13 protein-coding genes are annotated in these 13,576 nt (G+C 52.3%); 6 read left to right on the top strand and 7 right to left on the bottom strand.

What is annotated here, in order from left to right; all coding sequences use genetic code 11:
• Positions 1-16: 16 nt before the first annotated feature.
• The 4 genes from osmV to ACF2G4_RS05325 are packed head-to-tail and all read right to left on the bottom strand — an operon-like array spanning position 17 to position 3,456.
• Entirely contained in the window at positions 17-1,153 is a 1,137-nt protein-coding gene (gene osmV / locus ACF2G4_RS05340; RefSeq protein WP_243077909.1) for an osmoprotectant ABC transporter ATP-binding protein OsmV, read from the bottom strand.
• The gene (gene osmW, locus ACF2G4_RS05335) at positions 1,153-1,800 is read right to left on the bottom strand and encodes an osmoprotectant ABC transporter permease OsmW (RefSeq protein WP_215846791.1); all 648 of its coding nucleotides are present in this window, start codon (positions 1,798-1,800) and stop codon (positions 1,153-1,155) included. Before osmW ends, osmV begins: the two co-directional genes overlap by 1 nt.
• Positions 1,801-1,809: 9 nt before the next feature.
• A complete protein-coding gene (locus ACF2G4_RS05330; protein WP_409075652.1) occupies positions 1,810-2,721 on the bottom strand; it encodes a glycine betaine ABC transporter substrate-binding protein in 912 nt (303 codons plus the stop codon).
• 18 nt (positions 2,722-2,739) lie between these two features.
• Positions 2,740-3,456, bottom strand: a complete 717-nt coding sequence (locus tag ACF2G4_RS05325; RefSeq protein WP_215846793.1) for an ABC transporter permease — start codon at positions 3,454-3,456, stop codon at positions 2,740-2,742.
• A gap of 388 nt (positions 3,457-3,844) precedes the next feature.
• On the opposite strand from ACF2G4_RS05325, the gene ACF2G4_RS05320 reads away from it, so the two are divergent.
• Positions 3,845-5,311 carry an MDR family MFS transporter gene (locus ACF2G4_RS05320; protein WP_409075651.1) on the top strand — a complete coding sequence of 489 codons (1,467 nt, stop codon included), beginning with the start codon at positions 3,845-3,847 and terminating at the stop codon, positions 5,309-5,311.
• Positions 5,312-5,340: 29 nt separating this feature from the next.
• Here the strand turns inward: ACF2G4_RS05320 and ACF2G4_RS05315 are convergent, their stop codons facing one another.
• Together ACF2G4_RS05315 and ACF2G4_RS05310 are read right to left on the bottom strand one after the other, a co-directional pair.
• Entirely contained in the window at positions 5,341-5,637 is a 297-nt protein-coding gene (locus ACF2G4_RS05315; RefSeq protein WP_243077911.1) for a DUF1161 domain-containing protein, read from the bottom strand.
• Positions 5,638-5,688: 51 nt separating this feature from the next.
• Positions 5,689-6,012, bottom strand: coding sequence for a DUF1283 family protein (locus tag ACF2G4_RS05310; protein ID WP_409075650.1), 324 nt, complete (start codon positions 6,010-6,012; stop codon positions 5,689-5,691).
• Positions 6,013-6,143: 131 nt separating this feature from the next.
• Between ACF2G4_RS05310 and ACF2G4_RS05305 the strand changes: the two genes are divergently transcribed.
• A complete protein-coding gene (locus tag ACF2G4_RS05305) occupies positions 6,144-6,470 on the top strand; it encodes a YnfA family protein (protein WP_215848277.1) in 327 nt (108 codons plus the stop codon).
• Positions 6,471-6,501: 31 nt separating this feature from the next.
• On the opposite strand, the gene ydfG is transcribed toward ACF2G4_RS05305, so the two are convergent.
• Positions 6,502-7,248 carry a bifunctional NADP-dependent 3-hydroxy acid dehydrogenase/3-hydroxypropionate dehydrogenase YdfG gene (ydfG, locus tag ACF2G4_RS05300; RefSeq protein ID WP_215846797.1) on the bottom strand — a complete coding sequence of 249 codons (747 nt, stop codon included), beginning with the start codon at positions 7,246-7,248 and terminating at the stop codon, positions 6,502-6,504.
• Between the two features lie 424 nt (positions 7,249-7,672).
• On the opposite strand from ydfG, the gene guaD reads away from it, so the two are divergent.
• From guaD to xdhC, 4 genes are read left to right on the top strand one after another with little or no spacing between them, the layout of a single operon-like run.
• Positions 7,673-9,001 (top strand): guanine deaminase, encoded by a 1,329-nt coding sequence (gene guaD, locus ACF2G4_RS05295; RefSeq protein WP_409075649.1) that lies wholly within the window; start codon positions 7,673-7,675, stop codon positions 8,999-9,001.
• Complete coding sequence (gene xdhA / locus ACF2G4_RS05290; protein WP_409075648.1) at positions 8,998-10,440, top strand: xanthine dehydrogenase small subunit; 1,443 nt, start codon at positions 8,998-9,000, stop codon at positions 10,438-10,440. The genes guaD and xdhA overlap by 4 nt, the downstream gene beginning before the upstream one ends.
• Positions 10,430-12,796, top strand: a complete 2,367-nt coding sequence (gene xdhB, locus ACF2G4_RS05285; RefSeq protein ID WP_409075647.1) for a xanthine dehydrogenase molybdopterin binding subunit — start codon at positions 10,430-10,432, stop codon at positions 12,794-12,796. Before xdhA ends, xdhB begins: the two co-directional genes overlap by 11 nt.
• Positions 12,783-13,562: a xanthine dehydrogenase accessory protein XdhC gene (gene xdhC / locus ACF2G4_RS05280; protein ID WP_409075646.1), complete on the top strand. Its 780-nt coding sequence runs from the start codon at positions 12,783-12,785 to the stop codon at positions 13,560-13,562. Before xdhB ends, xdhC begins: the two co-directional genes overlap by 14 nt.
• Positions 13,563-13,576 lie beyond the last annotated feature (14 nt).

Below are 13,576 nucleotides of genomic sequence, written 5' to 3'. Positions count from 1 at the left end.
TGTTTTTGCGTTTACATCAAGGATTCAAGCGGCGGCGCGTTCGTCCAGAGCTCAGGTAATCCGCAATATAATCTTGCGAAATTTCTCCGCTATAACGTCCTTCCTCATCCACGATAGGCATCCACACCGTGTTGTGCTCGTAAAGCTTAGAGAGTACCACGCGCAGGTTTTCTTCTGCTTTACCGGTCACTTTAAAGGTGTTCAGGATGTCTTCGCAGTTTCCGCTGGCGTTGCGTGCCTCGCGACGCTTCACAAAGCCCAGAGGTTTACCATCATTATCGACCACCGTAATAGACCGCATGTCATTGTCATCCATCATGCCAAAGGCTTCTGACAACGGCGTCGAGCGTCTAACGGTAATCGTCGGCTGTTGATCGGTAACATCACCTGCTTGCACTAACAGCAGGCGCTTCAAGGTGCGGTCTTGGCCCACAAACGACCCCACAAACTCATTAGCCGGTGTTGCTAGCAGTTCATCCGGGCTGGCGCACTGCACAATTTTGCCCTGACCAAACACCGCTATTCGATCACCCAGTTTCAGCGCCTCATCAATATCATGACTCACCAGCATCACGGTTTTTTTCAACTGGCGCTGCATATCAAGAAATTCGTTTTGGATCACTTCACGGTTGATGGGGTCGACAGCGCCAAAAGGTTCATCCATCAGCAACACCGGTGGATCCGCTGCCAAGGCACGAATCACGCCGATACGCTGCTGCTGTCCGCCCGACATTTCACGCGGATAGCGATGCAGGAACTTGGTTGGATCCAGCGCGACCATGCTCATAAGTTCAGTTGCGCGCTCATGGCAACGTTTTTTGTCCCAGCCCAGCATGCGCGGTACGACCGTGATGTTTTCTTCAATGGTCATGTTGGGGAACAGACCAATTTGCTGAATCACATAACCAATGTTACGGCGTAACGTTGTGGTGTCCTGCGTGCTGGTATCTTCGCCATTAATCAAAATTTTCCCGCTGGTGGCAGGAATAAGGCGGTTGATCATTTTCAAGGTGGTGGTTTTGCCGCAGCCTGAAGGGCCAAGCAGCACACACATTTCCCCGGCAGGGACTTCAAGACTGACGTTATCCACGGCTTTCATGGTAGTGCCGTTCTTTTGCGTAAAGGTTTTCGTCAGGTTTTCCAGTTTTATCATTATCGAATCCCCTTAGGAGTCAGCGCCAGCTGCAAACGATGAAGCAGCCAGTCAAGAATAATGGCCAGCAGGCAAATCATCAGCGCCCCGGCAATCAACATACGAATATCACTGCCGCTGATCCCATCCAGCAGCAACAGGCCAAGACCGCCTGCGCCAATAACTGCGGCAATCGCCATCACACCCACGTTCATCACCACAGCGGTACGAATCCCGCCAAAAATCACCGGCAGCGCCATAGGAATTTCCACCCAACGCAGACGTTGCCAAAAGGTCATCCCGATACCGCGTCCTGCTTCACGCAGGCCCGGCGGCAGGTTTTCCAACGCTGTGTGAGTGTTACGCACAATCGGCAGCAGAGAATAGAGAAACACTGCGGTAATTGCCGGTAACGCGCCAATGCCTTGCCCAATCATGGAAAACAGCGGAATCATCAGGCCAAACAGCGCAATGGTTGGAATGGTGAGCACCACCGTAGCGATGCCCAATACCGGCGTAGCGAGCCATTTAAAACGCACAATCAAAATGCCAAGCGGTACGCCGATGACGATGGCAAAACCAACGGCAACCAGCACCAACCAGGTATGTTGCCAGGTGAGGTTAAGCAGGCTATTCCAGTTATGCATGATGTAGTGAAGGGTATCCATGATGCCTCCTTACAGCATGTGTTTTGAGTTAAGAAAGTCGCGTGCCACCTGTTGCGGTGACTGATGATCAATATCCACGCGCTTGTTCATTTCGGTAATCGCTTCGTTGGTCAGCAGTGGAGTAAGCTGATTCAATGCGTCCTCTAAACCGGGATGGCTCTCCAGAACATCTTTCCGCACCACCGGCGTCACGTTATAGCTCGGGAAGAAATGTTTATCGTCTTCCAGTACTTTCAGATCGAAGCCTTTGACGCGCCCGTCAGTGGTGTATACCAGACCTGCATCGACAAAGCCGTCACGCACCGCGTTGTAAACCAGACCCGGATCCATTTGACGGATTTGTGGGCGATCCAGTGGCATGTTGTAGGCTTCCTGCAAAGGCTTCATTCCATCCGAGCGCCCGGCAAACTCCAAATCCAACGCTAACCGCCAGTTTTTGTCAGGATCGGTTTTACGTACTTGCTCCAGCTTCGCCACCATTTGAGACATCGTGGTGATTCCCTCTTTTTCCGCCCGCGAACGCTGCATAGCGAAGGCATAGGTATTGTTCATCGGGGCGGGATTGAGCCAGACCAGACCCAGTTTGGCGTCGAGCTGTTTCACGGTGTTATAGGCGTCTTGAGACGACATCGGTTTATTGATGTGGTTAAAGATAATCAGCGATGTGCCAGTATATTCCCAGGTCATATCAATCTGTTTATTGATCATGGCATTACGGCCAATCGTCGTAGCGATGTTACGTTTCGGCACGACCTGAAAGCCTTTCTTTTGTAGCCACATTACCGTCATTGCAGAAAGAATATGCTGCTCGGTAAAGCTTTTCGTCGACATCACGATCGGTTCAGCGGCATGCGCCGCCTGACTCATCGCCAGCGTTGCCGTTAGGGCGAGGGCGGTCTGTTTTATCCAACGCTTCAGCATCACAAAGCTCCTTAAATGTTATGCCGCAGCGTGCGGGCTGAGATAACGTCCCAATGCTGCCAACAGCATGTCTAAAACTAGCGCAACCAAAGCCGTGGCGACTGCGCCGAGAATTAAAGTAGGGAAGTCGTTCAGGTAAATACCGGGGAAGATCAGTTCGCCAAAACTGCTGGCACCGATCAAAAAAGCCAGCGGAGCGGTGCCGACATTGATCGCCGTAGCAATACGCACACCGGCTAAAATCACCGGCAGCGCATTAGGCAGTTCAACCTGGCGCAGGCGCTGGAACTTGGTCATGCCGATGCCGTTCGCCGCTTCAATCAGCGATGCAGGCACGGCGCTCAGACCAGAGAAGGTGTTACGCACAATGGGCAGCAGCGAAGCCAGGAACAGCGCAATCAACGCGGGACGATCGCCAATGCCGATCACGACCATCGCTAACGCTAATACGGCCAGCGGCGGCAACGTATTACCGACATTAAAGATTTGCATGACGTATTCAGCCCAGCGACGGGCAAAAGGGCGGCTAAGGATAATGCCGCTGGGAATGCCAACCAGCAGAGCGAACAGCATTGACCAAAACACCAGGAAAAGATGTTGTTGACCGAGGTAGAGTAAATCGACTTTGCGCGCGACCAGCGTGTCCCAGCCAATCCCCCAAACCAGCACAGCCAGCACGATAACGACGGCAAGCAGCGCAAGACCGGCGCGTTTGGCCAGCGAAGCATTTTGCATAAGGTGAGTCTCCCTGTTTATTCAGTCGATCTCATTTGTTATGGCAAAGAGTGACAGCACAACAAAAGCTAAAAACGGGCAGAAGCTTCCAATACTGTGTCTGTCGTAAATCGCAGATAAAAAGTGTGCTTATCTGCTCTTTTTCAGCGGGGAGCGAAAAAGTTGCTTTATTTCTATAGCAGCGCAAAGCGAAGCGCGCTAGTTTTTATGGGCAAAATCAGTCAGATAGAACACCTTGAAATGCGAGCTGATCCCGCGTAATTACTGACGATAGGCGACAATAAAAAAAATTCATCGACTTAACGTGACACTGTCACACAGCGAGCGCACTAAGAGGAAACCCTTTACGCCTTTTATGCGCTAGCCTTGCTGCATAAAAAGGAGAGTTATGACTGAGAGCGCACAACTTCAAACGGGTCAGCGTCATTGGGTTTTGATTGCCTGCATGCTGGCGATGTTTATGGCGGCCATCGAGGTAACGATAGTTGCTACGGCTATGCCAACCATCATTGCTGAACTGGGCGGCTTTTCGCAGTTCGGCTGGGTTTTCTCTATCTATTTGCTCACGCAAGCCGTTAGCGTTCCTTTATATGGCCGACTCGCGGACATGTGGGGACGTAAAAAGATGCTGTTTATCGGCACCGCCATTTTTCTTATCGGCTCCATTTTATGTGGATTTGCCCACAGCATGACCTGGCTCATTCTGTTCCGTGCTTTTCAGGGTTTAGGGGCTGGAGCCATCATGCCGCTTAGCTCCACCATCGTCGCTGATATTTATTCTCCGCGTGAACGCGCCAGCGTGCAGGGTTGGTTATCCAGCGTCTGGGGCGTGGCGGCGATTATTGGCCCGCTTACTGGCGCCTGGCTGGTTGAGCATTTCAGCTGGCCGGTGATTTTCTGGGTCAATCTCCCCATTGGGGTGATCAGCATGTTGATGCTGGCGCGCTGGCTTCCCGCTCATCAGCAAGATGAAAAGCCACAACCGCTTAATCTGGCCGGTAGCGCATGGTTGATGTTATGCGTAAGTGCCTTATTAATTGCACTGCTTCAGGCGGAATTACTGCGGTATTGGCTGCTGCCTTTTGTTGCACTGTCACTTTTTGCTGGCTGGCAGCTCAAGCGGCATGAACAGCGGGCTGAAGCCCCTTTATTTCCGATGATTATCTGGCGTAGCCGACTGATTATTGCCGGGAATGCAGGCAATTTAATTATTGGCGCGGCGATGATGGGGATCAGCGCTTTTTTGCCCACCTGGATTCAGGGCATTACCGGCGGCACACCTTTAGCCGCAGGCAGTGCGCTGGCGATGATGTCGATAGGTTGGCCGCTGGCCAGCACGCTCAGTGGTCGATTAATGCTGCATACTTCCTACCGCTTTACCGCTCAGCTGGGCGCATTGCTGCTGATTGCCGGCAGTGCGTTGCTGTTGCTGCTGCAAACAGGCAGTTCAATTTATCAGTCTGGATTGACTGCGTTTGTGATTGGCACCGGGATGGGCATGACCAGCACAACCTTTTTGGTTTCGGTGCAGAATCATGCGGATTACGATATTCGCGGTATTTGCACCGCCTCGATCATGTTCAGTCGTATGATCGGCTCCGCAATTGGTACCGCTTTGATGGGCGCGGTGCTGAATATCAACCTGGCGTGGCGATTACCGCATGCACAGGATCCGGTGCAGCAAATCATGTCAGAAGAGACGCGTAAGGCCTTACCCGCCGACACATTGCACCAGATGGTACAGGGCATTGCGGTGTCGTTGCATTGGGTATTTGTGGTTGCGTTGTTGATTGCAGCGTTGTCACTGTGGGTAGCCTGGTTGATGCCGCGTCAGCGGCCAGAGCATGCGGAGTAAAGCAAAGGGCGACGATGTCGCCCTGAATATCACTGCGCTGGCGAGTCTTGTGAGCTGCCTGCGCTGTCGGGCACGCTGGATTCATCGTCCCGGCTGGTTTTCTTATAAACGATTTTCTGTGTGTCATTTTCACAGTGACCGACTACCTGGCCGCCTGCTTGATCAACCTGATCATTAGCCACGATGTCTAACGTGAAGCCTGACTCAGGAACACCGTTTTGAATAATTTTCTGGGTGATATCCGCTTTCACCGATTCACATGAAGCCTGTGCCAGTATTGGCACGGCAAGTAACGCCGCTACCCACCATCCAGTCTGTTTCTTCATTACCTTCTCCTTATGTAACAGGTCCGTCATTACTATAGCAGCGGAATGTAATCAGGGTGCTATGGGACGACCGGAACGACGATCAAGGCAACGCAGGGTGTTCGGTTCCCAATATGCATTGAGATTCAGGCTCTGTTCGCACTTATCGCGGGTATCAAATGCGGTATCTGTCTTATCGAACTCTTTTTCCACGCGCGAATTAACTTTGTTACGCAGCATACGCGTGTCGTTCCATTGCTCTTTACTTTGACGTGCGGCTTCATTGCTCGCAGCGCTGCTGCCATCTTCAATAATCACCCGATTATTGGTGGCGCTAACGCTAAATGCGGAAGCAGAAAGCAGAGCCACCATCAGGGCTGGAATCAATTTTTTCATGATATTTTCCTTCGGTTAACGCAGACAGTGCCCACAGTAACGGCTGTTGCCACGGATTTGCATAGTATATCATCGCCATTTCTTCGCTCACCAGCGATGAGCGTTTTGTTTACTGTTATGAGAGTAAAATGCTGATTAAAACCGCTCTGCTGTTTTTCATTACCGCACTGGCAGAAATTATTGGCTGTTTTTTGCCATGGCTATGGCTAAAAAAGGGCGCTTCGGTGTGGTTGTTGATTCCTGCGGCGGCGAGTCTGGCGCTGTTTGTCTGGTTGCTGACACTTCATCCGGCAGCCAGTGGGCGTGTTTATGCGGCCTACGGCGGCGTGTATGTTTTAACGGCGTTGCTGTGGCTGCGTGTAGTGGATGGCATAAAGCTGAGCGTGTGGGACTGGAGCGGCGCCGCCATTGCTTTTACAGGCATGCTGATCATTGTGATGGGTTGGGGACGCGCCTGAAAAGAGCCAGCCGCTGGGGCTGGCGATATTATTAGGGCTTATGAACTTTCAGACCCGCCAGCGTCTGGCTCACCGGCATCATTTCAAGGCTGTTGATGTTGACGTGTTTCGGCAGCGTTGCCACCCAATAAACCGCTTCGGTAACATCTTCAGGGGTCAATGCTTTTGCACCTTCGTAAACCTGGCCTGCTTTATCGTCGTCGCCCTTGAAGCGAACGTTCGAAAATTCTGTTCCGCCGACTAAACCAGGCTCAATATCCGTTACGCGCAGCGCGGTGCCATGTAAATCAGTGCGCAGATTAAGGCTAAATTGGCGCACAAAAGCTTTGGTCGCACCGTAAACATTGCCGCCTGCATAAGGCCAGCTGCCTGCAATCGAACCGATATTAATGACATGACCGACATTGCGTTCAACCATGTGCGGCAGCAGGGCGCGCGTCATGTAAACCAACCCTTTGGTGTTGGTATCAATCATGTTTTCCCAGTCTTCAACGTTGGCTTTATGTGCCGGTTCTATACCCAGCGCCAGCCCAGCGTTGTTCACCAGAATATCGATGTTGCGCCATTCTGCAGGTAACGCCGCCACGGCCTCATCAATCGCCGCACGATCACGCACATCAAGCTGTACCGTATAAAGGTTATCGCCCAGTTCATCTTTAAGTGCTTGTAGGCGCTCGGTGCGGCGTCCGCTGGCAATAACTTTGTGACCTGTCTCGATAAATCGGCGGGTGATACTTTGACCAAAACCGGCCGTCGCGCCGGTAACAAAAATAATCATCTCACTGTTCCTTATGCAATTTCAGGTTCGACGCATTCACCATACCATTTCGTTTTAGCTTGTGCCTGCCGAAATCTGGCCTGCGCTGTAAAGGGATTTTTCTGCCGCCGCGCTATGCGCTTATTTAGCGCACGACGCACTCAAAAAGTGCATCACGGTGGGGCGTTTTATGCGGGTAACCTCTTTTTTATGTCTCTCTTTTTGATAAAACCCTAATTGCAAACGGTTGCTTTAATGAGCAACCGTTTGCGCACAGATCCAAGGTGGTTATATTTAGAAGTTACTGCCAAATCTTCATAAGCTATTGATATTTAAATGATATGCAAAACTCAATTATTGGCATGCCTCTTGCTAATCTTGTTTAAGGCCATTACCTGCATAATTAATGAGAAAGCCCGAAGTTTTCTCACAAGAAGGAAATCTCATGCCTTTAACTAAAGATACGGCTATCCGCGCCAGTTTTTTCGATTTTGCTGCCATCGCGGAACAGCCAGAAGCCATTCTCGAGCACGCCCGTTACCTGGAAGATGGCGTGCTGCTGCTGCGTGAAGGGCGCGTGGTTGGTTTGCATGAATGGCAAAGCGTGAGCGAACAACTCAACCCGCACGACATTATCGATATGCGCGGCAAGCTCATCATGCCGGGATTTGTCGATACGCATATTCATTACCCACAAACTGAAATGATTGGCGCGTTTGGCGAGCAGCTACTGGAATGGTTGAATCAATATACGTTTCCGGTGGAAGCGCAATATCACTGTCCCGATCATGCGGCGCAGATGTCCGCGTTTTTCCTTCATCAGCTGCTGGCTAACGGCACCACCAGCGCGCTAATCTTTGGCACGGTACATCCTCAATCAGTGGATGCACTGTTTAGCGCGGCTGAAGCGCTGGATATGCGCATTATTGCCGGCAAAGTGATGATGGATCGCAATGCACCTGATTATCTGACGGAAACGCCCGAAGAGAGTTATCAGCAAACGCGAGCGCTAATCACGCGCTGGCATGAGCGGGGCCGCTTGAGTTACGCCTTAACACCACGCTTTGCGCCGACCTCATCGCCCGCTTTGCTTGAGAAAGTCCAGCAGCTGCGCGAAGAATTTCCCGATACCTGGTTGCATACCCATTTAAGTGAAAACCCGCAAGAAATCGCTTGGGTAAAAGCGCTGTTCCCGGAGCGCGCAGGTTATCTGGATGTTTATCATCACTATAAATTAACTGGCCGCCGCAGCGTCTTTGCTCACTGTATTCATCTTGAAGAGAGAGAGTGGCAATGCCTGCACGATACCGATTCTTCCATTGCTTTTTGCCCCACTTCAAATCTGTTTCTCGGCAGCGGCCTGTTCAATATCAAACGCAGCTGGCAGCAGGGCGTTAAAGTGGGCATTGGCACCGACGTCGGCGCAGGCACGACCTTTAATATGCTGCAAACGCTGGGTGAGGCTTACAAAGTCGGCCAGCTACAACAATACAAAATCAGCGCCGCTGAAGCCTTTTATCACGCGACGTTGGGTGGTGCGCATGCGCTGGATCTCGACCATGCCATCGGCAATTTTAATCCGGGCAAAGAGGCGGATTTTGTGGTGCTCGATCCCGCCGTATCCGCGCTGCAAACCTTACGCATCGGCAACAGTAAAGATATCTGGGAAAAGTTGTTCGTGTTAATGACGCTGGGCGACGACCGCAATATCGCGCAAACCTGGGTAAATGGTCGTCCGGTTTGGCATCGTGACGCCGGGGAGAAAGCCGCATGATCCAGTTTCTGCTTAATAATCAGTTGGTCACTGAAACCGAAATCGACCCGAATCTCACGGTACTTAATTATCTTCGCACTCGCCAACGGCGCACAGGCACCAAAGAAGGCTGCGCCTCTGGCGATTGCGGAGCTTGCAGCGTGACATTAGGTAAAGCTGTTGCAGGAAAAATGCAGTACGAAACCGTTAACAGCTGCCTGACGCTGGTCAGTACATTACAGGGTAAGCAGCTCATTACCGTGGAAGATCTTAAACAAGGTAGCCAGTTACATCCTGCCCAGCAGGCGATGGTGGATTGTCACGGTTCACAATGCGGGTTTTGTACCCCGGGATTTGTCATGTCACTGTTTAGCTTGCAAAAACAGGCTAACGGTTGGGATCGTCATCAGGCAGAAACCGCGCTGGCAGGCAATTTGTGTCGCTGCACCGGCTATCGCCCGATTATGGATGCTGCTGAGCAGCTTTGCTCGCAACCCAGTAGTGATAAGTTTGACCAGACAGCCATGCAGGTGGTGCAGCGTCTTGAGGGGTTGGCACACGATCAGATGCAGGAGCTGAGCGGCAACGGACATCGCTGTTTTCTGCCAAAAACGGTTGAGCAGCTGGCGCACATCTACCTCGAGCATCCCAACGCGAAACTGGTGGCAGGCGGCACCGATCTCGCGCTAACCCTTACGCAGCACTATAAACCGCTGCCAACGCTGATTGCGTTGGAGCACATTGACGCATTAAAAACTTGCAGTGAAACTGACGAAACGTGGCTGCTGGGAGCAGGCGCTGCGCTAAACACCATCAGCGCATTTTTAACTGAACGTATTCCTGGCGTCAGCGAAATGCTGCAACGCTTTGCTTCATTGCAAATTCGTTCTCAGGGGACGCTTGGCGGCAATATCGCGAACGCTTCACCGATTGGTGATGCCTCGCCGATGCTGCTGGCGCTGAATGCGTCATTGCAGTTACAGCAGGGCGAAACGCAGCGCAGCGTTAAGCTTGATGATTTTTTTACGGGCTATCGCCAAACGCTGCTTGCTGAAGGGGAGTTCATCCGTGCGATAAGTATCCCTAAAGTGACAGTGTCACCTGATTTCGTCGCGTGGAAAGTTTCTAAAAGGCTGGATGATGATATCTCTGCCGTGTTCGCGGCGTTTAATATTTGGGTTGAAAATGGCGTAGTGCGCAATGCCAGTATTGCGTTTGGTGGCATGGCGGCAACACCAAAACGTGCCAGCGCCTGCGAACACGCATTAACAGGCCAGCCTTTAAATGCGACAACGCTGGCGCAAGCTTGTGCTGCGCTTGCCGATGATTTCCAGCCGCTAAGTGATTTCCGCGCCAGTGCAGATTATCGCTTGCAGGTAGCCCGCAATTTACTGCGTCGTTATTACCATCGTTACAATGGCGATGTGACCATTACGGAGGTAAGCCGCTATGTCTCATAATCGTCCCGCGCTTTCAGAAGATGTCATCAAGGCGCAATTCGCCGCAGAGATCCAGAGTGGCGTAGGCCGCAGCAATAAACATGAAAGCGCTGAAAAACATGTTTCTGGCGAAGCGATCTACATTGATGACAAACCTGAACTGCCAGGCCTGCTGCATTTGTGCCCGCGGCTGAGCGAACATGCTCATGCTCGTATTACACGTATAGATGTTCAGCCGTGTTACGCCATTCCTGGGGTGATCAGCGTATTGACCTGGCAAGATGTGCCGGGCATTAACGATGTCGGGCCGCTGGAACCGGGCGATCCGCTGTTGGCTCATGAAAAAGTGGAGTATCTCGGTCAAATCATTATCGCCGTCGCGGCGGAAACAGCTGAAGCCGCTCGTCTGGGGGCGGAAGCCGCCATTATCGACTATGAGGTGCTGGAGCCGCTGTTGGATGTTGAGCAAGCTCTGGCGCTGGGCAGTTTTGTGCAGGAACCCCATATCCACCAGCGAGGCGATGCAGAAGCTGCTTTAGCGCGTGCGCCGCACCGTATCAAAGGGCAATTCCATATTGGCGGTCAGGAGCATTTCTATCTGGAAACCCAGACGGCGATGGTAATCCCGGGCGAGGACAGCTCGCTGCAAGTCTTCTCTTCTACGCAAAACCCAACGGAAGTGCAGAAGCTGGTAGCGGAAGTCATGGGCATCACCATGAATAAAGTCACCATTGATATGCGTCGTATGGGCGGTGGTTTCGGTGGTAAAGAGACGCAGGCGGCGGGCGTGGCGTGTTTATGCGCAGTAGCAGCACGGCAAACCGGCCGCGCGGTGAAAATGCGCCTGGCGCGCAGTGACGACATGCGCATTACCGGTAAGCGGCATCCTTTCTTTGTTCGCTACGATGTTGGCGTGGATGATGATGGACGTTTTTGTGGGGTTAAAATTGATCTTGCCGGAAACTGCGGTTATTCACTGGATCTAAGTGGATCCATTGTCGATCGTGCGATGTTCCACGCCGATAACGCCTATTACCTCGGTGATGCACTGATTACCGGCTATCGCTGCCGTACCAATACGGCTTCTAACACGGCTTATCGGGGTTTTGGCGGTCCGCAGGGCATGGTAGCGATAGAACAAATCATGGATCACGTGGCGCGGCAGCGCGGGTTGGATCCTTTGGATCTTCGCAAGCGCAACTATTACGGCAAGACCGAACGTAACATCACGCATTATCACCAGCAGGTCGAAGATAACTTGCTGGATGAAATGACCGAACAGCTGGAACGCAGCAGCGAATATCAGGCACGTCGCGCAGAGATCGCTGAATTCAATGCCAAAAGTCCGTTTTTAAAACGTGGCCTGGCGCTGACGCCGGTTAAGTTCGGCATCTCTTTTACCTCCAGCTTTCTTAATCAGGCTGGTGCACTGATTTTGATCTATACCGACGGTACGGTGCAGCTTAACCACGGTGGCACTGAAATGGGCCAGGGGCTTAACACCAAAGTGGCGCAAATTGTGGCTGAAGTGCTGCAAATCGACGTTGATCGCATTCAAATTACCGCCACCGATACCGGCAAGGTGCCAAACACATCGCCGACTGCCGCTTCCAGCGGCACCGATCTCAATGGCAAAGCAGCACAGAATGCGGCAGAGATTTTGCGCGGCAGGCTAACTGAAATGCTGTGTAAGCTGCATTCGTGCGATGCAAGTGACATTGGTTTCCGCAACGGCATTGTGCGGGCCGGTAATAAGCATTACACCTTTGCCGAAGTGGCGCAGCTGGCGTGGTTTAATCAGGTGCCGCTCTCAGCAAACGGCTATTACCGCGTACCGGGCATTCATTACGATCGGCTCGCGGGCCGTGGCAAGCCGTTTTATTACTTTGCTTACGGCGCAGCCTGTTGCGAGGTGGTGATCGATACCTTAACCGGCGAATATCGCCTACTGCGCGCCGATATTCTGCATGACGTTGGTGCATCCTTGAATCCGGCGATAGACATAGGTCAGGTGGAAGGTGGATTTGTTCAGGGTGTAGGCTGGTTGACCTGCGAAGAGCTGGTGTGGAATGCCAAAGGCAAATTGCTGACTGACGGCCCCGCGAGCTACAAGATCCCAGCGATCAGTGACGTACCGCCTGATATGCGCGTCACCTTGGTCGAAAACCGCAAAAATCCACAGGATACCGTTTTCCATTCAAAAGCCGTGGGTGAGCCGCCGTTCATGCTTGGCATTGCCGCGTGGTGTGCTTTGCAAGATGCCGTCGCCAGCGTTGATGATTATCGTCAACATCCCATGCTGGATGCGCCCGCTACGCCAGAACGTGTCTTCTGGGGCGCGCAGCGGTTAGCAGGAGCCTGCGATGATTTATCATGACTGGATAACCGTGCTGCACGCGCTACGCGAAAAACGGCAAAGCTGCGTATTGATTACCGTCTTGAGTGAGCGCGGCTCGGTGCCGCGCGACAGCGGCAGCAAAATGGTGGTCACGCCACACGAAACGTATTTGACCATTGGTGGCGGTCACCTGGAATTTCAGTGCATCGTGCAGGCCCGTGAAATGCTACACAGCGGCCAGACAGCGCCGCGCAGTGAAGATTTCTCTCTTGGCGCACGTTTAGGCCAGTGTTGTGGCGGCATGACCACCATTTTGTTTGAGCCGTTGTTACAGGCGCAACCGATGATTCAGGTTTATGGCGCAGGTCATGTGGGACAAGCGCTGGTGACGTTGCTGTCTACGTTACCCTGTCACATAAGCTGGATTGATAGCCGTGCAGCGCAGTTCACTTCTGTGCCTGCGGGCGTGACGGTGGTTCAGCCTGAAGATCCGCTGGATTGCGTGGCGCAGGCTGCACCCGACACCTATTTCGTGGTTATGACGCATCATCATCCGCTGGATCTGGCGTTAACCGAGGCCATATTAAAGCGCGGTGATTTCCGCTATGTCGGTCTCATTGGATCTCAAACAAAATCTCAGCGTTTTCGTTACCGTCTGGAAGGCAAAGGCATTTCTGCCGACCAACTGGCGCAACTGCGCTGCCCGGTTGGTCTGCCTGATGTCAAAGGCAAATTGCCCGCAGAGATTGCCGTGGCCATTGCGGGTGAAATCATCACTGTTTATCAGCAGCACAGGCTTAATTAGCCGCAAATTTCTTA

This window comes from Pantoea phytostimulans (assembly GCF_046118715.1).
GTDB classification, from domain to species: Bacteria; Pseudomonadota; Gammaproteobacteria; order Enterobacterales; family Enterobacteriaceae; genus Pantoea; species Pantoea phytostimulans.
The sequence above is the reverse complement of the archived record's forward strand: the minus strand, read 5'-3'. Positions and strand labels throughout refer to the sequence as shown.